We start from the raw sequence: 23,353 nt of genomic DNA on the forward strand, positions 1-23,353 counted from the left end.
GCGCAATTTGTCTTTCACTCAAAATTTTTAGCACCTGAAAATCTTCTTTTTTTCAGTTAAGTTTCATAATTAGTTACGTAACTACCAAGAATAGGCTTTCTATGAAGTCAATCTTCAATAAATATAAACAGAGCAACACTCTCCGCTGGTTCTTTCTTGGGGTTGGGATTTTAGCGGTAATTGCACTTACAGGACTCAATGTATACTCGTTATACGCACTTCGTGAATCTACTATTGATTCGGCAAAAGAGAATCGAAAAGTTCAATTAGAAGAGTTTACCGAAGCGATACGTCACCGCTTTTATTCACCATTCCGTGGCATCAGCAAGTTAGATATGAGTGATCTCCAGGAATCCTGGAATGAAAACGGAGACTTCCCCCCCTATTTCCGTGAAGTTTTAGCAAATACGATTAGTGACTCTCTATTCACGGATGTCTATTACACACCAGACGATAGGATTGGATGCTGGCATCCGGATCGTGACGTTTATCGGTTCGATCAGCTAACCTCGTCATTTGTGGTTGATAATAATTTTCCTAAAGAAGCGTGTGACGGAATTGGAATCTCAAAAACCCGGATGAATACCGTTTCTCTTGATGATTACCGGTGGAATCTTCGTACGGAGTTTGACGCACACCGGTCTATGACACTTGCTTTGATCAACAACAGCGAAAAAGAAATTATCGGCCATCTCAACTTCCTAATCGATAAAGAGTACCTGCTCAACAACATCATGAAGCCTAAACTGGAAGCAAAAATCGGTTCCCCTGAAGAATCCGGTATTGTGGTTTGGCTGCGTGATTGGATGCAGAATGATATCTTACTTTGCAGTGGCGGAGACATCACGTACGACAGGGCGAAAGTTGATCTGCGGCAACGGTTTCCTGATTTATTAGACAATTGGGTCTTGTATGCTTCATTCACTGAATCTCCCTCCGTTGCAGCCACAAAAGCTTCCGTAAATCGAAACTTTGTGTTGTTGGGAATTGCGGTATTTATACTGTTTGGCGCCTTCATTTTTATGTTCATTAATGCACAACGTGAGCGTGAATTTGCAAGACGACAGGCCGGTTTTCTCGCCAATGTTACGCATGAGCTGAAAACTCCGTTAGCTGTAATGCAGGCTGCAGGTGAAAATATATCAGATGGCAGGGTTACGGATGGTAAGCGATTGAAAGATTATGGGGCTCATATCTATAATGAGGCGATACGGCTCAGAAAAATGATCGATAAGCTTCTTGATGTAGCCAAAGTAGACTCCGGCCAAACAGTCGTTGAACAAGCTCCTTATCAACTGAAAAACCTGGTTCTGGAGTATTATCAAACCAATAAATCTTACATAGAACAGAAAGGGTTTACTTTTGAGTTTCAATCAGATGAAAAGGTCCCGCTGGTTATGATCGATCCGGATCACCTTGAAACCATTATGAATAACCTTGTTGAAAACAGCCTCAAATACAGTCACGATAAGAAAAATATTCAGATTGAACTTCGTTCAGAATCTGATTCGGTTAAACTATCAGTGGCCGACTATGGAGAAGGAATTCCCAAAAAAGTCCAAAAAAACATTTTTGATAAATTTTACCGTGTTGAAAATTCGCTTACCGCTAAAACCAAGGGACACGGATTAGGCCTTTCAATTGTTAAAAATCTGGTCTCTTTAAATGGAGGCTCGATAAGCGTTAAAAGTGAGCATGGTAAGGGAGCCACATTCACCTTAACCTTCAAGGCACTTGTTGAAGCCCCCAAAGACTATGACAGACAAGAAAGTGATGATGCTATTAATATTCCAAAGAGCGTTGAATTAGATAATTATGTCGGATAAATCAAAAAAAATCTTAATTGTAGAGGACGAACCTAGTCTTGTTTTTACCCTAAAAGACACTCTCGAAGCTGAAAACTACGATGTAAATGTAGTTGAAGACGGGGCTGAAGCCGTCGAAACCGTTCAACAGTTTGAACCGGATTTAATGATTCTCGATTTGATGCTGCCAAATGTCAGCGGTTACGAAATCTGTAAAGAGATCCGGGATTTGAAGTATACATTCCCAATCATCATGCTGACTGCAAAAGACCAGGAAATCGATAAGGTAACCGGGCTGAATCTTGGAGCTGATGATTATATCACGAAACCATTTGGTGTAAAGGAGTTGCTGGCCCGGATCCGTGCAAGACTTCGCAGGGCAAACGCATATTCTAAATCAGGTCCTGCTGGACTGCTGAAACTCGGCGATATAAAAATTGACCTGAATGACGGTAAAGTCTTTAAGCCGAATCAAAAAGAAGAAGAGCTATCAACCCGCGAAGTGGAGATCATTGAGTTCTTTCTCTCAAATGCTAACCGCCCCATTTCCAGGGACGATCTACTTGAAAAAGTATGGCGTTATGAGTACAGCACAAACACCCGTACCGTTGATGTGCACATCTCGAAATTGAGAGCCAAAATTGAGAAGAACCCTGATGACCCCAAATACCTGGTAACCCTTCACGGTGTGGGCTATATGCTACGCCTTAACTAATTCGGTGCTTACCTTCTCTACAAAGTCCGGGAAACCTTTCAACTGTTTTTCCCATAGCTTCTGCATTTTCTCTGACAGGAGTCCATTCTCTTCATCAAACGTATCATTGACCCGCTGGATAAACATCCTCTCCGGGAAAATATGGGCCTGGCGATAAATTAAAAGTTGTGAAAATTGTTCAACGGGTCGCAAAGCTCCAAACGCTCCTGCCGCTTCACCAATCAGGCAAATAGGAGCTTTGTTAAATGCTTTTGGAAAGGGAAGATAGTCGTAAAATAGTTTCAAAATTCCCGGAAACCCTCCATTGTATTCGGGAATCACGAATACGAAACCATCCGCATCCAGGAATTTGTCATTAAACTGCTCAACTGATTCTGGTTTGTTATTATACTTCCCTCCCACAATATCTTCAATCGGGAAATCTCTGAGAGAAAAGATTTCAGTTGTTGCTTTTTCTGATAAAAACCGTTCGGAATATCTCGACACTTTCAATGCATTCGAGTTAGGCCGGTCGGTTGCTGATAATATGTGTATACGTGCCATAAAATTTTCTTTCTGAGAAAAACAGGGCTTAAAATTTTTTCATTCCATCTTTTCGGAACTCATTCTATTGGTACTATTACAGTTATTGATCGTAAAGTTTAACCAAATATCATTTTTTTTTGAAATTTTTTAATTCTCATAACCCCATATAAACCTAAAAAAAGCGCTTTCAAATACAGTTTATCTTTAATTATCAATGCTAATTAAACATTTTGCCTAATTTTATTTGTATTTCTGATAAAACCACCCTATCATTATCCCAGTGATTGGCAATAAAGAACTTCCTAATACGAAGAACTCATGTTATGGTAGACATCGAGCAATAGCTCCAATACTTCGCAAGCCCGGAATGGAAAATTCCGGGCTTGCTTTTTTATATGAACTGGATATTACTTCTCTTTACTTTTTTTAATTTCTTCAAGCCTTTTTCGAAGGATGGGTTCTCTTCCCTCCGTTCCGAACTCGAACCAGGAACAGTCATCGTAACTGTCGGGAAGATATTTTTGCCGGACCCAGTGGCGGGGATAGCTATGCGGGTATTTGTAGTCGTCCGACGCATTTTTATGATCTAAATACATAGACGCCAGTTTATTTGCCGTCTTATCTCTGAGGTGCGATGGGACATCCCCCACTCCTTTCTTTTTGATCTCGCTGTTAATCTCAAAGACAGCCTTAGTACTGTTGCTTTTTGGACTGATAGAAAGGAATATGCAAGCATGAGATAAAAAATAAAATCCTTCCGGCATACCGGTTTTCAGAAAAGCTTCCTGGGCTGAGTGAACCACCGTAATTGCATAAGGGTCAGCCATGCCAACATCTTCGGAAGCAAATATCAACATTCGTCGAAATATAAACTGCGGGTCCTCTCCCCCTTCTAGCATCGCGTTCATCCAGTAAAGAGCTGCATCCGGATCTGAGCCTCGCATAGATTTGATAAACGCTGATGCATAGTGATAGTGCTCATCCCCGGTTCGATCATAACGAACACTTCTTTTTTGAATAGACTGCCTGGCTATTTCAAGTGTAATTTCAACTCTTCCGTCTTCACTTTTCGGGGTAGACAATGCCGCTACTTCAAGAGCGTTCAGGGCATTTCGAATATCTCCCCCGGCATAATCAGCTAAATGATCCAAAGCTTTATCAGAAACAGTGATATCAATGTAACCTAAGCCTCGTTCTTCATCCTTAAGTGCACGATGAAGCATTACGACTACATCTTCCTTTGTCAGCGGATAGAGCTCAAAAAGCTGGCAGCGCGAAAGAAGTGGGCTCACCAACGAATAAAACGGATTTTCAGTTGTGGCCCCAACCAACGTTAACACACCCGATTCCAGATGCGGTAAAAGTGCGTCTTGCTGAGCTTTATTCCATCTGTGAATCTCATCTACAAACAGGATAGTTTTTTTACCGGTCGCTTTTTTCTGGTGCTCTGCTTTTGTTACTACTTTGCGCAACTCCTTGATTCCATCAAGAACCGCATTGATTACTTCAAACCGGGCATCAATCTCTCTTGAAATAACATGAGCCAATGTGGTTTTACCGGAGCTTGGAGGACCATAAAATACAAGTGATCCAATCACCCCGCTTTTAATCATCCGATTAAGCATTTTTCCTTCACCAACCAGGTGCTCCTGCCCAACAAATTCATCCAGGGATTGCGGGCGCATGCGAGTGGCTAAAGGCTGATCTTCATAACCCTCATTTAGTGAATTACCTGAGTTTTCTTTTTCAAATAAATCCATATCGAAAGGTAGAAGTAGTATGTCTCGAGAGCAAGTGGATTGAAAATCAAATATTCCATGATTTTACTATGGCAGACAAGCACTAAATTTTAAATGTTTCATTGGAGGACTCACAATTTTTGAATTCGATAATCGCTTTTTCCCTCCACAATCTTAACTCTCTGAACAGTGCCATCAGCCCAGTTCACCTCAATCACTGATGGAGATTCATTCACTGATATTCCAAGGACTTGGGTATAGCTGTTTTGAGAAGCGTAGCTGCCCCCTGCCTGAATGAATCTCGCCGGTCCTTTTTCACCACCATCATATTCTAAACGAATGGAGGATCCGACCGCACTTCTATTCGATCTTGAACCAACTAGCTCTATTCGAATTCCTTCTCTGTTTACCTTGCTCTCGAACAGTTTAGTTTGACCGTTATTTTGTGAAATTACAAGATCCGTCTTTCCATCCTGATTAAAGTCTCCCAATGCCGCCCCACGCTGTTCTCCATAAACCTTAATTCCCGAGATATTACCGGGTACGGATTCAAAGTTTGCATCCCCATCACCGAGCAAGAGGATTCCTCTCCCTGCATCCAATCGTGCAGTATTTTTTGGAAAGCCAAAATAATTCTGACCAATAAAAAGATCTTCGTTTCCATCATTGTTAAAATCTGCTACACCCGAGTAAAATCCATTTGAAAACTGAGTTTCAGCCGGTAGAGTTTTTGGTTCAAATGCAGTTCCTGTATTAACAAAGATCATATGTTTAAGAGTATTAATTTCTTTGTAGGGTACATCATTAAAAGGTTGATCAAAGATTTCATCAATGGAGGCTTCCGCAAACTCCTTATGCGTACTTACATTTGATAATATTGTGGGTACGGATTCAAAATCATGTAGTTTTCTTCTTGGAACATAACTGCCAATTTCATTACTGTAATAGGTTTCAAGTATATCGAGACGTCCATCCCAGTTAAAATCATCATAGTACATTCGAATGGGTTTGTTATCATGAATTTGATAAGCACTGTTTAATCCAATATTTAATGCAACAATATCAGGTAGCCCGTTCCCTGTAAAATCACCGACTGTTATACCATTCCACCAGCCATTATACTCGTTTAGACCCACCTCTTCTGTAATATCAACAAATCTAGCACCTCGATTTTCAAACAACCTAAGCGTGCCCCATTCTGTAGCGATGAGCAGATCCTGTTCACCATTACCGGTCACGTCAGAAAATAGAGCATCTGTTACAAGGCCTGCATTACTCAAGACTCTCGAGTTTCTTTCATCCAGTTCAAAGCGCCCATTATTATTACGAAAAAGTCTGGAATCGGCATTAACAGGATATTGACCGGGCTTAAACCTTCCCCCGATAAATAAGTCTATAGCACCATCTCCGGTATAATCAGCGGCAGCTATTGGGCCTGTAGTTGATAATATTCCGGGAATTGCTTGCACATTGGAAACTGCATTGCTGCTCAAAGAAACTGAAGACTCACCGGTTTCAATCGAGTAAACAAATGCTGAGGGTACGCCGGGATTTCCCTGTTCATAGTTGGCACTACCTATTACAAGGATTGATCTGTTCTCTTCAGACCACCCTAAAATTGACGTTTGATCGCCCGGGGCCACTCCGGTAATAGGATCCATCTCTACTCTGCTAAAATTTCCGTTTTCCAACTTGGAAAAAACAGCGGCCCGCCCCTCTCTACTCGCAGTAACCAACAGTTCCTCTACCTGATCACCATTCAGATCCATCCATGCTGCTCCCGGACCAAAGCTACTTAATTTTTGAGGAAGCAAAGGACTAAAACGGAAGTCATCATAAGAATTCTCTTGATGAATATGATCAATTTTCCCTGATTGATCACTAAATGCCGGTTGATTTTCATTGACCGAATAACTCCTCGCTTCAGTTGTACGAAGTTCTATCGATTCCTGATCAATTTCGTAGATTCTATTGGCTCTGATATCCTCAATAAGGCTATAGTTACCGTCCGGCCAAATTACTTTAATTGAATAATCATTTTTGCCTTCTTCAGCGGAGAATACAACTTGTTTCTGTGAGCTCGACAGATAGTTTCCTCCTGCAGTAATCTCTTTACTTTGAATCAGGGATCCGCCTATCAGTTCTATCTTCGCTCCTATACTTTGGGTGTTTGGTGAAGTACCTTTTAATCGAACAGCGATTCGTGAGTGATTGGACCTGTTTTCATAGAGAGAGGCTACATTGTCGAGCCTGTTGAAAATGATATCCTGATCTCCGTCATTGTCGAGGTCTGCAAGGGCCATTCCCATAGAAATATCTTCGGTATCGAATCCCCAGTTTACACTCTGATCGGAAAATGTTAAATCTCCATTATTTTTAAAGATTTGATTTCTTAACTCGAGTCGCGGATATCTTAAAATATCACCCCCTCTTTCATTATTCGACATATCCGCTGTATACATAGCAATTTGGGTATCCATATCCTGGTAATCATTCGTAAAACCAGTGGCGACGATTAGATCTTCAAATCCATCTAAGTCAACATCCAAAAATGAGGTCCCCCAAGACCATTCAGTAGCTTCAAGTCCACTGTAATAAGCTATTTGGGCAAAATTGGGAATAGAATCTCCCCTGTTCAGATACACCGAATTGCGATTATGTAATGTACGTCCTTCATATTCGGGCAAAAACTCCGAAGATTGTTGCAACCGGCTTGAATGTTCACGACTCAGCATTTCAGTCACCACAAAATCCAAATGACCATCCCGGTTTATATCCGAAAAATCAACCCCCATAGATGAAAAACTCATGTTTCTAATTCCATTTCGATTGATTCTTTCAAACGTTCCATCCCCCTGATTGATCCAAAACCTGTCAGGCGTCCAGAAATCATTAGCTACGTACAGGTCCGGATAATTATCACCGTTTACATCACGAAAAGTGGACGTCAGGCCCCAATCAGGTGTTAACCCGATGGAATTCCCGTTCTCATCATAGAAATATTCAAGTGGATCTGCCGGTTCAAATCGTCCCTCACCCTTGTTAAGATATAATTCATCAGGTTCGCCTACTTCATTTCTGAAGGACCCCTCTGCTGTCTCAACAATTGTAAACTGATCTGCGAATTCCGGAAGTACCTGAAGATGACCATCGATCACCTCTACGGTATTGTCCATAGAGAGCTCTTTGGCTGAATATATATCTCGAGCAGTTTGGATTTTGTAGTTTGTGATATACAGATCCAGAAGTCCATCACCGTTGATGTCTGCCAGAGCCATTGTATGTGCACCCCGACTTTCTCCTAAACCACTGTCAGTTTTCAGTTGAAAGTTTCCATTCCCGTCATTTATATAGAGTGAGTTCCCGTCACTTAATGAGCTAATGAACAGGTCAGGGTTTCTATCTGCATTCACATCGGCAAAAACGACACCAGTGGAGTTATAACCCTCATGAGTCAAACCGGCCCGGTCAGTGACATCTTCAAAGTGAAAATTTCCCAAATTTTTATAGAGTTTATTAGCTCCGTCTATAGATGCGAAGTAGATGTCTTGCAGTCCGTCTCCGTCCACATCGGCCACGGCTACACCTGAGCCATTCAGATAATGTCTGTTTTGAAATTTTAACTCATCTCTTACATCGTTTCGAAATGAAATATTTGTTTCTGTTGAAGCGAGAGATGAGAAGCCTGTTTCTCCAAAAAAACCGGGAGATATTTCACTCCAGCGAAAACCATCATCCTGATTCCATTCCAGCTCATCAGACGAGTTGCAGCTAAAAAGGCAAAAGCAGAGTATTGTAAAAGTAACGGCTTTTTTCCACTGGTAGAGCATATTGGAAGATGAAAATAATGGACACGAAAAATGATGATCGACTCAATATCCACTTATGGATATCAAAATTTTGAGTGACTAAAATCTCTGATAAAATTGTAAAAATCCACAAAGGAATGTTAGAAATTTACTAGCCTGTAATTGTTTATTAAGAAAATAAAAAACCTGACAGGTTACACCCGGTTGCATTTCACATGAATGCAACCAGATAACCTGGCAGGCTTTAAAGTAATTCACAAAAGAGTTATAAATTAATAGCCGGGATTTTGAACCAATGCACTATTTCTATTTATCTCCTCTAATGAAATCGGAGCAAAATAATGGCTATCGCTCCAGGACCTCGACTGGATAAATCGCATCGGGTCGTATGAGTAGTTTGAGTATGTACTGCGATCTGTAACGTCGGTTGCTTCCGCAGTAATGGTAATTCCAAACGCATCTGTATAAATATCAGGTGCAATCATCCATCTGCGTACATCGAAGAACCGATGTTCTTCACCAAACAGTTCAACACGTCGTTCATTCTGATACCGTTCGACCAAAGCCTGCCCACTGTCTGAGATTGGAGGCATACCGGCACGGTCACGAACCATATTGATCACTCGACGTGCTTCTACTTCCTCTCCCAAGCCTATACACGCCTCAGCATAGTTTAAGAGAACTTCAGCATATCGGAAGAATGTATAAGGCGTTTCCTGTCGTTCTTGAGGCGGCATGCTTGGATCGATGAATTTTCTCAGGTAGTATCGTGTCCAACTTCCATTCCAATCCTCGATCGGGCCATTTCTTGTGTCTACGCCAACCGCTTCACTTCCATCTGGCAACGTTACTGTTTCAAACGTTTGAATATTTCCAAATTGATCGTAAGGTTGTCTGAATGAGGGCGGCTCTACCCAAGGTGCGCCGTCATAAAGAATGGATGCATAGAATCTGGGATCTCGGTTTTCGTATGGAGCAGCTGCATGATCCGGATTGCTCCAATCGAACTCGGAACCATCTGCCATTTCATAGGCATCTACTAATGATTGTAACGGAGTGTTCCCTGCCCATCCGCGATAACCATTGGGTCCGTTCATTTGGTGAGTCAAATAACGATCCGTCCAGTCTCTGCTTGCTTGAAAATATCGATTCATAATTGTTTCTTCATGCCGGCCATTCACCAGGAACAACTGTTCATAATTTACAGCCGGATCATCATGTTGGTTATATAAACTATACTTGTTCATATTCATGATCTCTTCAGCTGCAGCTTTAGCTGCCTGGTATCGGGATTCTTGGCTACCTGATGTATATCCAGTCAAATCACTTGCGGGGTTCGCATACAGGTCACTTGCTGCGTGAGTGAGAATTCTCGATTTAAGTGCTAAAGCTGCTCCTTTAGACGCTCGCCCTAAATCTCGTGGTTCCTCAGGTAAAAGAGCAGCTGCGCGATCGGCCTCCTCTACGATAAAGTTAACTGTCTCTTCAAATGTATTTCTGGGTACTGCCAAATCCTCCCCTCCAAAGAGGTCAACAGGATTTAAGATGAGTGGTACACCACCATACATTCTGAGAAGGTTGCCGTAGAAATAAGCTCGCAAGAAATGAGTTTCACCTTTTATATCATTCTTGAATGATTCACTGGCCGTAGCTTCGTCAATATTTGCTAAGATAATATTCGCTTGCCGTATGGCCGAGTAAAGATGATCCCATCGATAGTGTCGAAGGTCACCACGTCCGAGTGCACCCAGGTTACTTGGGCTCCAGTTTCCTTGTACAAGGTCTTCTGTGCCATATCCGTGAGTGAAGTAGGAGTCATCGGTTAATGAGGCTATTTTCACTTCATCTTGGCCGTGATGCATCTGACGATAGACATCCGATAAATATAGGTCCATCAGTGCGGGATCCTGCCAAACGTTATCATCTGATATCTGATCTGTCGGGCTCACATTCAATGCATCCTGACCGCATGAGTTGAATACAAGCACCGAAAGCATGACCGCCAGCAGTACTTTTATGGGTAACTTTTTTAATGCTTTTGTGTTATTCATTTTGTTGTGATTTAATTTGAAAATGTTCGCAATCACTAAACTCAAATGGTTTAGTAATCAGAGTCCCGGTTGTACCCGAGACCCTGGTGATTAAAATGCCAGTGACAGACCTAAGTTCATGACCCTCTTTTGCGGGTAGTAAGAACCTGACGCATTTCTGGCTTCCGGATCCAATGGAAAATCGCTAAATGTTAACAGGTTAAATCCATTTGCATACACTCGCATCCTGTTTATTCCTAAACTGGATGTCAGATTCTGCGGTAAATTATACCCGATTTCGAGGTTTTTAAGCCTGATATAATCTGTATCCATATAGAAGTAGGTGTTCTGATTACGGATCCAATATTCATCTGCACGGTTAAACGCTCTCGGTCCAGACGCATTAGGGTTATCCGGAGTCCATCTCTTCTTCGCGAAGTCATTCAGATAGTTTCCAAAATCACCAGACTGTGTCTGAATCCATTGAGAAGCCCCCGCGGCCCCCTGGAACAGCATAACAAAGTCGAAGTTTCTGAACTGTCCACTTATATTTAATCCGCCATTCCATTTTGGAACGCCGTTGCGTTCAACTCGAATTCTATCATCAGCATTAATCTGACCATCACCATTCACATCCTCAAAGATTAGGTCACCGGGTCGTGCTCCGCTCCAATGCGGATAGCTATCGACTTCGGCCTGATCACTAAAGACACCAATTACATTATACAACAGAGGAGATTGCATTCTTCTTCCTGTACTCTGCTGCCATTCTGGTGCGCCTGGGGGTTCATCCCAAAACTTGATCTCGTTCTCGGCATATCCACCGTTCAGTGAGATATCAAGAACAAAGTCCGTACTAAATTGCTGTCTCCAGCCAATACGACCATCAAAACCTTTGGCTCTCACTTCTCCGATATTTTCTCTGGGCAAGTTAATACCTGCAGTTTGAGGTACAGAAGCATTTCTAAACCAAAGAATATCTTCTCTCAATTCGTTGAAGTAATCGACTTCAAGAGTAAACCTATTGTCAAACATTGATGATTCAATACCTACGTTAAACTGGTTGGAAACCTCCCAGCTTACATCCGGATTGGGTGTACGTGCAGGAAAGATCGACTGAACTGAACTTCCTCCAAACACATGTCCGGCACCAAATTGGTACGTCGATAAAAACTGCCACTCTTCAATTCGGTCATTCCCTGTCTGACCATAGGAAGCACGAACTTTTAATTCATCAAACAGGCTGACTGCATCTTGGAACCAATCTTCCTGTGTTAGCCTCCATCCAACAGAAACAGACGGAAAGAAACCATACCGATTGCCCTCAGGGAAGATGTAAGACCCGTCATACCTGGCAATGACTTCAACCAAGTATTTACTCTGATAATTGTAATTGAGTCGAGTAAAGAAATTTTGACGGACAGCCTTGTTAGGACGTTCGATATCATCACCTAATGATGAACTTCCTCCTTCAATGTTTTGCTGATCTTCGCCCCCAAATGAAAGCTGGTCAATCTGCGTAGTTGGGAAAAATCTTCTGAAAGCATAAAATCCGGAGTTTTGAATATTTTGTCTTTCAGTTCCAAGCAATGCAGTAAATGAGTGGTTTTCAAAATCTACATCATAATTCACCAGCAAGTTCATCAACGTATTTTGCCCTTCATCTGACCACTGTTGCAGTCGGGCATCCTGGTTCGGCACTAAACTTTCATTGAATATGGGTGTACCACCGGTATCCATACCATCCGGTTGACCATCGCCATTTGTATCAAAGCCTGCTAAATCATAAAGCGTCCAGGGAGTTTGCCAAAATTTACGATTACGGAAATCCTTGTCATAAACAACGGTACCTGTAACAGAAAGACCCTCTACATTCGGCACTTCAACACGTAGTTTTGCATTACTTTGGAAGTAATAGCGATCATCTCGGTCATATCCGGTTGCATCTGTCCCTGTTACGACCGGGTTCGTACCGTTTTCAATATCCGGAGCCGGCAGACCATTTGGCCAGAAACCATGTTCATTCGGCTTGCCCCTCATCAGCATTCTGAATGTTGCACCGGCACTCTCTGTTGGGAAATTTCTATCTTCAAATCGTCCCAACAGATCTACAGATAAGGATATATTTTCTGAGAGCTGGCCATCCAGGTTACTGCGGAAACTGTATTCATTATAACCAACGGCACTGTTATCGTAAAATCCATCCTCTGTAAGCCCGCTGAAAGAAAGATAGTACCGGAAATTTTCACTTCCGCCCGCAACAGACATATCTGTTCGAGTTTGGTAAGACACATCTTTCAAAGCTTCACCAAACCAATCTGTGTCGGGACATAGCCATTCATCCTGAACCTGTGCATGACAGTTGATCTGATCCTGAGTGTAGCGGGGTTGGAGACCTCGATATGAATCAATTTCATTCAACATTGTCATATATGTCTCGGCATCTGCCATATCGGGAACCCTACTTGGCTGGTTAAAGCCCTGGTTAAAATCCAGTGTAAACTGCGGAGCACCACTTCGTCCTCGTTTAGTTGTAATCAGAATTACACCATTTGCAGCCCGTGAACCATAAATTGCTGCTGATGCGTCTTTCAACACACTGATATTTTCAACATCCCGTGGATTAATCCTGTCCAATCCACCAGAGCGATCCGGAACACCATCAATTACGATCAATGGCCGATTATCATTCAATGTACTTTCACCGCGGATACGAATTAATGCACCGTCATCTCCCGGCAAACCACTTTGGTTAACGGTCACAATTCCCGGCAGCTGACCTGTTAATGAGTTCGCCATGTTTGTAACCGGAATTTGCTGAATTCTTTCACCTGAAACCGAACTTACGGAACCCGAAAGAGTTTCTCGTGATTGAGTTCCATATCCAACCACGACAATATCTTCTGCCTGGTAAATGTCCATTTCAAGTTCAATATCAATTGTTGTACGTCCATTAATTGGAACTGTCTGACTCTGATATCCTACGTATGAAAATATTAGAGTATCACTTAGTGATGAAACTGCAATCTCATAGGTTCCTTCAATAGATGAAGCAACGCCACGGTCAGTATTAGGAACCGTAATGTTTACACCCGGCAAAGTTTCACCCGTCATCGCATCCCTAACGGTACCTGTGATTGTTTCTTGTAGTGATTGTATCGCTGATTCAGATTGGAACTCAACCTTTCCTTCTGTACCATCGTAAACAGTTGCAAGTGTACTGTTGTCCTGAGCCTGCAGATCTACTGATGCAGCAAGCTGGAATAGCAATAGTATCACGATGAGTCGTATCATTGTCGCCATTCGCTCCATGTTTTCCTTTTTTTTGTTGTTATTGTTTTTGGTAGATGTTGTGGTTCGGTTCACAAGGCCTTCATACAAATTTATTTAATCAATTATGCATGCATTGTAGTTTTATATACTCCAAATGCTCATTTAATTCAGTAGACGGTACACATTACACAACAAGCGGAAAAATCCAATACAAACTTTTAAAAAATTTAAAATCCAAATCCCATTTCTTCTTCATTCAGGCAAATAAATGAACAAATTTTAACAACCTGATATTATCCACCTATGATCTTCAGCGAGTACTTTTCCCACTAATGCCATGATATTTTTACAGAAAAAATATTTTACCAATTGTCCACGTACAAAATTTAGTTGACTTACGCACTTTTTATGAATGGAAAATGCGAATATGCAAAAGCGCTTTCATAAAAAAATAAATTCCTAGGAACTTTCAAATAAAATTTCCAAACTTTTTGAAAAAGGTATCTTTATTAAACCTTTTATTTATCCGCACAAATTTATTTTATCCAATTATTGAGCATTTATTCAGAATAAAAAAATTTGTTTATCGCAAGATATTGAACGATTAGCCATCAATAATGCATCTTTGAAGCGATAAATGCTGAAAAAATACCCTAAGTCTAAAAGTTGCGGATATATTATTTAGAGTATCTGAAATTCTCTCTCCAGCAGAAAACCAAAATCATGATCGCTGGCCCTTGATCTATCATTGATGTAAAACAATTCTGCTAACGGCCTGAAATCCTTTAATACGCTTGGTTTTACATGGTAAAAGGTCAGGGCTGGAACTCTATGACAGCTTCCACAATATATTGTTGATAATTGTTTCCCCTCTAGAATATGGGAATAATTGATTGACTGGCCTTTGCCATTACCTGTTTTTTTATTTAATTGGAAAAAGATTATAAGTACTAGCAGAATGCCTGTAAGACCGAACAATACTTTTTTTTAAAGCACTCATACTGATGAATTATTATCCTATAGATAGATGAGTTCTAGCATAAGGATATGCAATTTTCTATTATGTATTTTTTTCTAATCAATTCATAACATGCACGCCAAGAAGTTCCTATCAAAACGGTTTTCTCTGCCTTTAACCACTTTAATCATCATTTTAGGATGTGTACTGTGTTTGATAATTCTCCAGATTTCTGGAGCTTATCAAATATCTTTCCTTCAAAAATTATTTTCTTCAGGGCCAACATTTCAATTGGCAGATGTATCCAGTCAAGCCGGTATCAACTCGTATTCCAGACCTCCGATCAATCAAGCCAACACCAGTTACCTGGAAGTAATGGAGGGGGGTGTAGCTGTTGGTGATATTGACAGTGATGGCTGGGAAGATTTTTTCCTGCCAAATTTAGGTTTATCAGACTCCTCATCTGCCGTACGAACTTTATCATCTGCACTTTTTAGAAATCTTGGAAACGGTAAATTTGAAGATATTACTGTAAAAAGTGGTCTTGACGATATTCCCGGGTACCCGGTAGGTGCACTTTTTTTTGATTACAATAACGATGGACACCAGGATCTATATGTATCTGCTTATGGTGGAGGGCAACTTTTCAGAAATGATAGCGGTTCATTTACAAATGTAACAGAATTTGCCGGGCTCAGCCTTCAGGGATATTGTGGCGAATTAGACTGCTTTACTGCTGCAGCTTCCACTGCTGATTATGACCGCGACGGACATCTTGATCTCTTGGTTGTGAATAACGTAAACTGGAATATTGATGATCCCAGATATTATGGACAGGGAACACTGATCCCTATACATTATTCCGGCCAGCCAACTATACTATTTCGAAATAATGGAGATGGTACATTTTCAAATGTTTCGGAACAGAGTAGTGTAACGAACCAAGATCAACAGGGGCACCGGGAAGATGGAAAAGGACTTTCCGCCGTATGGTCGGACTTAAATAATGATGGTTGGCCTGATATATATATTGCGAATGATATGACTCCCAACAGGTTGTACATCAATAAAAAGGATGGGACATTTTCTGAGATTGGAATCGCCGCACATGTAAATGAATCAAAAAGCAGCATGGGAGTAGATGATGGAGACTTCAATCATAATGGAAACTACGATCTGCTAACAACAAATTTAATTGGACAGATGACCAGCCTTTTTCAAAATTATGGGAATCTCCGTTTCGATTATGTTACATACCATACCGGTATAATGCCCTCTGAACGGGTATCAGGATGGGGAATTGTTTTTGTGGACTTGAATTTGGATGGACTCCAGGATATTGCCATGGGTAGCGGGGCGCTTTGGGATCCCGAGGATGAACTCGAAAATAAAAACCTCATATTTTTAAACAGTATGAATAATGGTTTTAAGAATGTCACAGACGATGTTATTAATTTTTCTAATTCTGCACTAACCCGCGGGTTGGCTGTTATTGATTTTGACCGTTCCGGAACTCCGGATCTTATCTATTCAAATATTGACGGGACACCTTCACAACTCATACAAAATCTCTCATCCGGACATAACTGGCTTCGGGTTGATTTGGAAGGTGTTCAATCCAACCGGGATGCGATTGGAACTAAAGTCATTCTAAACAGGAAAGATGGTTTTCAGCAAATTCAAACTGTGAAAGCAGGAAATTCTTATACAAGTACGAGTAGTAAATCTCTTTTTTTGGGGTTAAAAAACTCGGAAGTAGAAAATATGATTATCCAGTGGCCATCAGAACTAACTGACACTTTAACTAATATCGAGAGTAACACGATTCTTCTAATAAAAGAGAATGAAGGAATCGTTCAACAAGATGCAGGTTAAAATAGCTGCTACCAATATTTTTAAGAATTGAAAAAGTTCTTGCAAGTGACAGAAAAATCCGTTTATTAAAACAGATGTCTACTAATTTAAACGGGAGGAAAATATGAAAGTAATCGATTTGCTCAATAAGAAGGGAAATGAGATATACTCTATTGGTTCAGATGATACAGTTTACGATGCCATCAAAAAAATGTCGGAGCTTGGCATTGGTGTACTTTTAGTGATTGATGATGAAAAACTAAACGGAATAATTTCTGAACGAGATTACAGGGATAAAGTGATATTGAAAGGCCGTCATTCTAAAAATACACCTGTAAAAGATATCATGACCTCCAGCGTGTTCTGTGTAAACTCCAACGATGATGTGAAATTATGCATGAAACTGATGACCGAACATAAAATTCGTCATCTGCCGGTTTTAGATGACAATGAGTTGAGCGGAATTATCTCAATTGGTGATGTTGTAAAATCGGTAATCGATCAGCAAAAGGTAGAGATCAATTCACTCCGCAATTATATTGCAGGCGGCAGTTACCCGGGATGAATAACTTTGTAAATCGGCTCGTCGAGCCGATAAATAACCTATCTAGATCACATAAATGGCATCAACGACCCCGCTTGTGCCCTTTTTCAATCGGCCAGGAGTAAGAAACCTGTCAGAGTCCTATGGATCTTGATTGAATTACAAATGTTTAAGTAGCATATAAACGACAAAGAGAATCCCGGCAGAATTTTGATTCTTTCAAACTCCGCCTGGTTCTTTATATACTTTTTTTAATCCACGGCTCAGCGAGCCGTGCTACATTCAAATTATTGCTGGCGCAAGCGTTCCGCTTGTACCCTTTCGACTCTGCCAGGTTCTTTATCTACTTTTAAAAATAACGGCTCAGACCCAAAGGGAGGCCTTTGGCCCGAGCCGTGCTGCGTTTAAATCGGTAAGTTATCGTGCTTTTTCTTCGGAATGGTATCAACCTTATTTTGGCAAACTTCAAAAGCCTTAATCAGTTTTTCTCTTGTTTCCGAGGGTAAAATCACATCGTCAATAAATCCGCGAGCGGCGGCCCTATATGGATGTGCAAACTCTTCGTTGTATTCATCCTCCAGTTCCTTTTGCTTCTCCTCGGGATTATCTGCATTTGAAATTTCTTTCCTGAATATGATTTCAACGGCACCTTTTGTACCCATTACAGCAATTTCTGAAGTTGGCCACGCAACGTTATAATCTGCACGGATATGTTTGGAGTTCATTACATCGTATGCTCCTCCATATGCCTTCCGTGTAATAACGGTCATTTTAGGTACAGTAGCCTCACAAAATGCATAGAGAAGTTTTGCACCATGTTTGATAATGCCACCCCATTCCTGGTCTGTACCCGGCAAGAAGCCCGGAACATCCTCAAAAACAACCAATGGAATATTGAATGCATCACAGAAACGAACAAAACGGGCACCTTTCAAAGATGCATCGATATCGAGTACTCCGGCCAGTGATAAAGGTTGATTTGCAACAATACCTACTGTACGTCCATCAAGCCTGGCAAAGCCAACTACAAGATTATCCGCGTAATTTTCATGGATCTCATAAAACGAGCCTTTGTCCATTACCCCTTCAATTGCATCCTTAATATCGTATGGCTTATTGGGGTTCAATGGAACCAATTCATCCAGGTTTGCTGCTTTTTTTGAATCCGGTTCAACCGAATTTTGCTCAGGTACTTTTTCCTCACAATTTTGAGGTATATAGGTCATCATCTGGCGAATTTGTCGCAGGCACTCGGCGTCATTTTCGGTAGTGACATGAGCTACACCCGATTTCGTACCGTGCGCACTTGCACCGCCTAAATCTTCAGACGTTACCTCTTCGTGCGTCACTGTTTTTACCACGTTGGGACCCGTTACAAACATGTAACTTGTGTTTTTCACCATAAATACAAAATCAGTCAGTGCCGGGCTGTACACAGCTCCTCCTGCACAGGGACCCATTACAGCTGATATTTGCGGCACAACACCGGATGCCATTGAATTTCTCCAGAACACCTCTGCATATCCACCAAGAGAGCTTACACCTTCCTGGATTCTCGCTCCTCCCGAGTCGTTCAACCCGATGATAGGAACCCCGTTTTTCATGGCAAGATCCATAATCTTGCAAATTTTCTCAGCATGTGTTTCTGAGAGGGATCCACCGAATACTGTAAAATCCTGACTAAATATATAGACAGGCCGCCCTTCAATTTTTGCAAAACCGGTTACAACACCATCTCCCAGTACCTGTTGTCCGTCCAGGCCAAATGCCTGGCTTCTGTGAGTGACAAAGGCATCTATCTCTTCGAAACTGCCTTTATCCACGAGAATATCAATCCGTTCCCTGGCCGTAAGTTTCCCCTTTTTATGTTGTTTTTCGATTCGGACTTTACCACCGCCCTTTTTCGCTTCCTCTCTTAGTTTTTGTAGTCGCTCTACTTTTCCGTTTGTTGCCATTTTTTATTCTCTGTTTTTTTGTTATGAATTATTTTCTAAGAAAAAACTGTGCAATCGATCTGTGAAATCAACTGCTGCTTCATCATATACATCTATATTATTTCTTGAAAAAACTTCTTTTTCCAGGTACATGGACGCCGATTTCCAATTGTCGTAATCCATAATATCCAATAATGCCTGCTCGTATGCCATCTCTGACCCTTTAAAAATTTCGTCCACAAACCGATCTTTCTCATCATCAAGCCAACCTGAAATATTCTCAATTTTTTCATCAGGATCTTGCTGCTCAGCTGTTAAATCATAAATCGGTTCTTCGATATATCCTTCATCTTCCTCCTCTGCAAAATCATCTCCAAAATCCTGTTCAAACTCACCATCGGGCTCCTTCTCAGATTCATCTTCATACTCGTAACCGGAATCGGTTTCAAGATCATCTCTCTCCAAAAAGGACCGCCACATTGGCTGATCCTTCTCGTCTTCATCAGTAAGCTCCTCTGCGGAATCCGTTTCAAAGGATTCTACTTCATCCGATTCATTTTTTTCTTTATCCTGAGTTTCAATTTTAAATGATAATTCCTCCTCATTCTCATCATCTTCACTGAATTCTTCGAAATCGTTGAAGGATTTACCTTGTTCCTGAATTTCTGTTAAATCTTCTTTTACAAGGTTCATTTCATCGTAGATAGATGAAGGCTCATCCTTACCCGGGTCGTTTTCCTCTTCTGCAGACTCCGTAAGATCCTTTGGTGAATCTTCAACGTTTTCGTCTAATGTAAATTTACTGAGCAATGTGATTTTTTCAGGATCCTCATCTACGTCATCTTCATCATCTGGTACCGAGATCATCTGTTTATTCTGCGTTTCCTCAAACAGGTCATCTTCCCTGATTTCAGAAAACAGGTCTACAATATTTTCATCCCGATCGGATTTTTCATCTTCACCATCTAAATCTGTCGGGTCATCGGGCTCGTCAAGTTCTTCATCAAATTCTTCTTCGTCAACTACTTCTTCACTCTCCGCCGATTGCATTCGTTCAACCGGCTCCGGTTCAGACTCTTCCAAATCTTCAGAACTTTCAGGCAGGAATTCTTCCTGATCCGGTTCTGAGTTTTCCTCTGTTTCACTCTCATCCGCTGTATTTATTTCTTCTTCGTCGAATGATTCTTCGTTCTCAACCTCCTTTTCTTTCTCTGCTTTCTCTTCACGCTGCACAAAAAGCTCCGGCTGATCCTCATCTTCTATATCCAGTACATCTGCTGAACTCAGAACTTCGATCAATTCCGTGTCATTAAGATTCCCCTCAAGCTGTTCGAATTTTCGGGCGTAACCCGGTTTCTCTTTGTCTTCAAAGAAAATGCGGAATAATTCTGTATCCACAGAAGTTCCTGCCAGGTCAAACACAGGTTTGAGTACCTGCGCCCAATTGAGAGGATGATAATTCTCTACCAAACGCTGATCGACTTTTGTAATTAATTCACGTGCTTGGTCAATACTAATCTCATCTTTCTGTTTTTTTTCCATGTATCTTACGAGTGCCAATCCAAGCTGTTTATTTACCTCGAGCGACTGCACTCGATCTTTAGCCGTTTGATACTCAATAATATCATGGGTTCGAAAAATAATATCGGGCAGAGACTGTCTTGGTCTTAACGCCAGTTCCAGGCACTCTTCGACAGCTTCTTCCAACAAATGAGAAAGTTTAGAAGCCGGAATTCGAAGGTGTTTCATAGATATTTCAACAAAATCCTGCCAGGCTTGCCGGACCTCCTTTTCCAAAGGTTTAACCCACTCCGATTCAGGCATCTGAAGTTCGGAATTGATGGCCGAAAGCACATTTTTTCGAAGTGTTTCTGCAACAATATATGGAATGCCATATGTGAGCAGTTCCTCCGGGGTGAAAAATTGAGCTTGGTCGGGTAATTCCTGGAGGAGTTCTTGAGTTATTTGTTCTGAAATCTGCTCCATAATCTGTTGAAGGATGAGGTTACATGACTAAATCTAAATGATGATATTTATTGTAATTTATCACATTTCCGATATCTTAGAAAATTAGAGCTTCATTTAAAAAATCTTTTCTTTTTGATGCTGCTCAGGCTACCTTTTATTGATGATAAAACTGAAAGCTGACAACCTGGAAAAACGCTTTGGACGGAAAACTGTTTTCACCGACCTATCCTTTGAAACAGGTACACTGGTTCTAGGAATAGCGGGCGCAAACGGTTCCGGCAAGTCCACGTTGTTAAAATGCCTGGCTGCTCTTCTAAAACCTACTTCAGGTTCTGTAAAATGGACTTTAAATGATCATGACATAAAAAGAACGGATTTAAAAAATTACCTGGGCTTCGCTGCTCCATATATTCAACTATATGAGGAGTTAACGGTTCGAGAAAATCTTGAATTTATTCAGAATGTTCGTTCATTAAGTCAACAAAAGCCCTTATCGGATCTGCTTGAACCACTTGGGGCAAAAAAGCTATTGGATAACCATTTTGGTGAGCTTTCAACCGGGCAACAGCAGCGGATAAAATTGGCAGCAGCTATTATACATAACCCGGATATTTTATTATTGGATGAACCCGGATCGAATCTCGACGAAGCGGGAAAAAATATCATCACTTCCCTGGTTGCACAGTTTAAAAATTCAAATCGAATGGTGGTGATTGCTTCAAACCAACAGTATGAACTTGATCATTGCCATGAAATTATAGAACTAAAAAATTAAGTCGGTGGTTTGTTGTCGGTTGTCAATTGTAAATTGTTTCCACAACGCCATGGGCAAAGCGTGACTACAGATAGCGCAAGCGTCCCGCTTATGCTCAATATTAAGGGCACGAGCGAGAACCATCAACAAACCATAAACTACTAACAACTGACAAAATCATGTACACAAAAGAAGACCAACAACTTGCAGAAAAACTACTGGATCACAGCACGGAACTTGAATCGGGGCAAAATATTATGCTACAACTGATTGGGCTGAATGGAATCGGGTTGCTTCGGGCACTCGTTGAACAGGTTCGAAAGAGAGATGCACATCCCTTCATTAAAATTGAAGATCCTGAAATGAACCGGGTATTATTAGAAGAAGGCGATGAAGATTTTTGGGCAAACCAGGCAGAAGTCGATCAACTTCCTCTAATGAAACAAATGGACGCGTTTGTTGGAATTCGTGCGGCAGAAAATATCTACGAGAATTCAGGAGTTCCCAAAGAAGCTAATAATGCTTACTCAAAAGAATTTCTCAATCCTGTTCATTTTAAAGAGAGAGTGGAACACACGAACTGGGTGGTTCTGAGGTACCCCTCCCCCGCATTCGCCATGAATGCAAAAATGCCTACAGAGAAATTCAGAAACTTCTACTACAATGCTTGTATTTTTGATTATGAGAAATTGGAACAAGCCATGAAACCGCTCGAGGATCTGCTCCGAAAAACTGATTTAATTCAGTTAAAGGGAGATGGAACAGATATTCAGTTTTCAGTAAAAGGCCAAAACTGGATCCCCTGTTTTGGCAAGCGAAATATCCCGGATGGCGAACTATTCTCATCCCCCATCATCGATTCTGTAAATGGGCATATCACGTACGCGCCATCTGTTTACCAGGGAAAACCCTTTGAGTATGTAAAGTTGGAAGTTGAAGACGGAATCGTAGTCGATTTTGATTCGTCTAATAACTCTGCGCTCGAAGAAATATTGGATACAGATGAAGGTGCCCGCCGGTTTGGTGAATTCAGTTTTGGGCTAAATCCTGTCATCAAGGAACCCATGTATGATATTTTATTTGATGAAAAAATTTACGGTTCCAATCATCTGACTCTTGGAAAGGATTATGCAATTGCTTCAAACGGAAATTCAAGCAATATACACTGGGATCTTGTATGTATCGGACCGGATGTCTATTGCGACGGGGAGCTGATTCGGAAAGGCCGTGAATTTGTAAAAGATGAGTTGAAAGGCTTGAACCCGGATGCATTTTAAGCATAAATAAGGTTTCTGCTCAGTTGGCTACCTCGACTGGCGCAAACATCCGCTTGTGCCAGTATCATATCTGTCCAAAACATTTATTTTGAAATCAGAAGACGTAGAGTCTGTCTCAGGCTTTTCCCGGTTTGTTCAAGCAGGTGTTGAATTTTGAAAATTACGCCA

General features: G+C 41.2%; 13 protein-coding genes. 6 read left to right on the forward strand and 7 right to left on the reverse strand.

The genetic code is table 11. The features are described from left to right. The first annotated feature begins 101 nt into the window (after positions 1-101). Both L6773_RS11920 and L6773_RS11925 read left to right on the forward strand, forming a co-directional pair. Positions 102-1,826, forward strand: coding sequence for a sensor histidine kinase (locus L6773_RS11920; RefSeq protein WP_237854649.1), 1,725 nt, complete (start codon positions 102-104; stop codon positions 1,824-1,826). Continuing rightward, on the forward strand, positions 1,816-2,520 hold the full coding sequence (locus L6773_RS11925; RefSeq protein WP_237854650.1) for a response regulator transcription factor: 705 nt from the start codon (positions 1,816-1,818) through the stop codon (positions 2,518-2,520). Before L6773_RS11920 ends, L6773_RS11925 begins: the two co-directional genes overlap by 11 nt. Here the strand turns inward: L6773_RS11925 and L6773_RS11930 are convergent. The 5 genes from L6773_RS11930 to L6773_RS11950 form a co-directional block, all read right to left on the reverse strand. Then, positions 2,506-3,063 carry an NADPH-dependent FMN reductase gene (locus L6773_RS11930; RefSeq protein WP_237854651.1) on the reverse strand — a complete coding sequence of 186 codons (558 nt, stop codon included), beginning with the start codon at positions 3,061-3,063 and terminating at the stop codon, positions 2,506-2,508. The genes L6773_RS11925 and L6773_RS11930 overlap by 15 nt on opposite strands. A gap of 389 nt (positions 3,064-3,452) precedes the next feature. Continuing rightward, positions 3,453-4,805: a replication-associated recombination protein A gene (locus tag L6773_RS11935; RefSeq protein ID WP_237854652.1), complete on the reverse strand. Its 1,353-nt coding sequence runs from the start codon at positions 4,803-4,805 to the stop codon at positions 3,453-3,455. A 110-nt stretch (positions 4,806-4,915) separates the two neighbouring features. Further along, entirely contained in the window at positions 4,916-8,614 is a 3,699-nt protein-coding gene (locus tag L6773_RS11940) for a CRTAC1 family protein (protein WP_237854653.1), read from the reverse strand. A gap of 251 nt (positions 8,615-8,865) precedes the next feature. Beyond that, entirely contained in the window at positions 8,866-10,644 is a 1,779-nt protein-coding gene (locus L6773_RS11945; RefSeq protein ID WP_237854654.1) for a RagB/SusD family nutrient uptake outer membrane protein, read from the reverse strand. A gap of 90 nt (positions 10,645-10,734) precedes the next feature. Next, positions 10,735-13,926 carry a SusC/RagA family TonB-linked outer membrane protein gene (locus L6773_RS11950; RefSeq protein ID WP_237854655.1) on the reverse strand — a complete coding sequence of 1,064 codons (3,192 nt, stop codon included), beginning with the start codon at positions 13,924-13,926 and terminating at the stop codon, positions 10,735-10,737. Between the two features lie 1,219 nt (positions 13,927-15,145). On the opposite strand from L6773_RS11950, the gene L6773_RS11955 reads away from it, so the two are divergent. Both L6773_RS11955 and L6773_RS11960 read left to right on the forward strand, forming a co-directional pair. Next, positions 15,146-16,729: an FG-GAP repeat domain-containing protein gene (locus tag L6773_RS11955; protein WP_237854656.1), complete on the forward strand. Its 1,584-nt coding sequence runs from the start codon at positions 15,146-15,148 to the stop codon at positions 16,727-16,729. A gap of 103 nt (positions 16,730-16,832) precedes the next feature. Next, complete coding sequence (locus tag L6773_RS11960) at positions 16,833-17,273, forward strand: CBS domain-containing protein (RefSeq protein ID WP_237854657.1); 441 nt, start codon at positions 16,833-16,835, stop codon at positions 17,271-17,273. A 383-nt stretch (positions 17,274-17,656) separates the two neighbouring features. Here the strand turns inward: L6773_RS11960 and L6773_RS11965 are convergent, their stop codons facing one another. Further along, positions 17,657-19,207: an acyl-CoA carboxylase subunit beta gene (locus L6773_RS11965; RefSeq protein WP_237854658.1), complete on the reverse strand. Its 1,551-nt coding sequence runs from the start codon at positions 19,205-19,207 to the stop codon at positions 17,657-17,659. A gap of 21 nt (positions 19,208-19,228) precedes the next feature. After that, complete coding sequence (locus tag L6773_RS11970; protein WP_237854659.1) at positions 19,229-21,172, reverse strand: DUF8457 domain-containing protein; 1,944 nt, start codon at positions 21,170-21,172, stop codon at positions 19,229-19,231. 142 nt (positions 21,173-21,314) lie between these two features. Here L6773_RS11970 and L6773_RS11975 point away from each other — a divergent pair, with 142 nt between their 5' ends. Together L6773_RS11975 and L6773_RS11980 are read left to right on the forward strand one after the other, a co-directional pair. Next, positions 21,315-21,929 (forward strand): ABC transporter ATP-binding protein, encoded by a 615-nt coding sequence (locus L6773_RS11975; RefSeq protein WP_237854660.1) that lies wholly within the window; start codon positions 21,315-21,317, stop codon positions 21,927-21,929. A gap of 158 nt (positions 21,930-22,087) precedes the next feature. Next, entirely contained in the window at positions 22,088-23,185 is a 1,098-nt protein-coding gene (locus tag L6773_RS11980) for an aminopeptidase (protein WP_237854661.1), read from the forward strand. Positions 23,186-23,353: the final 168 nt, after the last annotated feature.

This window comes from Rhodohalobacter sulfatireducens, assembly GCF_022012475.1.
GTDB lineage: Bacteria > Bacteroidota > Rhodothermia > Balneolales > Balneolaceae > Rhodohalobacter > Rhodohalobacter sulfatireducens.

Bases quoted from the DNA above. Each gene is read 5' to 3' on its own strand.
- L6773_RS11920 (WP_237854649.1), top strand. From the start codon at position 102: ATGAAGTCAATCTTCAATAAATATAAACAGAGCAACACTCTCCGCTGG.
- L6773_RS11925 (WP_237854650.1), top strand. From the start codon at position 1,816: ATGTCGGATAAATCAAAAAAAATCTTAATTGTAGAGGACGAACCTAGT.
- L6773_RS11930 (WP_237854651.1), bottom strand. From the start codon at position 3,063: ATGGCACGTATACACATATTATCAGCAACCGACCGGCCTAACTCGAAT.
- L6773_RS11935 (WP_237854652.1), bottom strand. From the start codon at position 4,805: ATGGATTTATTTGAAAAAGAAAACTCAGGTAATTCACTAAATGAGGGT.
- L6773_RS11940 (WP_237854653.1), bottom strand. From the start codon at position 8,614: ATGCTCTACCAGTGGAAAAAAGCCGTTACTTTTACAATACTCTGCTTT.
- L6773_RS11945 (WP_237854654.1), bottom strand. From the start codon at position 10,644: ATGAATAACACAAAAGCATTAAAAAAGTTACCCATAAAAGTACTGCTG.
- L6773_RS11950 (WP_237854655.1), bottom strand. From the start codon at position 13,926: ATGGCGACAATGATACGACTCATCGTGATACTATTGCTATTCCAGCTT.
- L6773_RS11960 (WP_237854657.1), top strand. From the start codon at position 16,833: ATGAAAGTAATCGATTTGCTCAATAAGAAGGGAAATGAGATATACTCT.
- L6773_RS11965 (WP_237854658.1), bottom strand. From the start codon at position 19,207: ATGGCAACAAACGGAAAAGTAGAGCGACTACAAAAACTAAGAGAGGAA.
- L6773_RS11970 (WP_237854659.1), bottom strand. From the start codon at position 21,172: ATGGAGCAGATTTCAGAACAAATAACTCAAGAACTCCTCCAGGAATTA.
- L6773_RS11975 (WP_237854660.1), top strand. From the start codon at position 21,315: ATGATAAAACTGAAAGCTGACAACCTGGAAAAACGCTTTGGACGGAAA.
- L6773_RS11980 (WP_237854661.1), top strand. From the start codon at position 22,088: ATGTACACAAAAGAAGACCAACAACTTGCAGAAAAACTACTGGATCAC.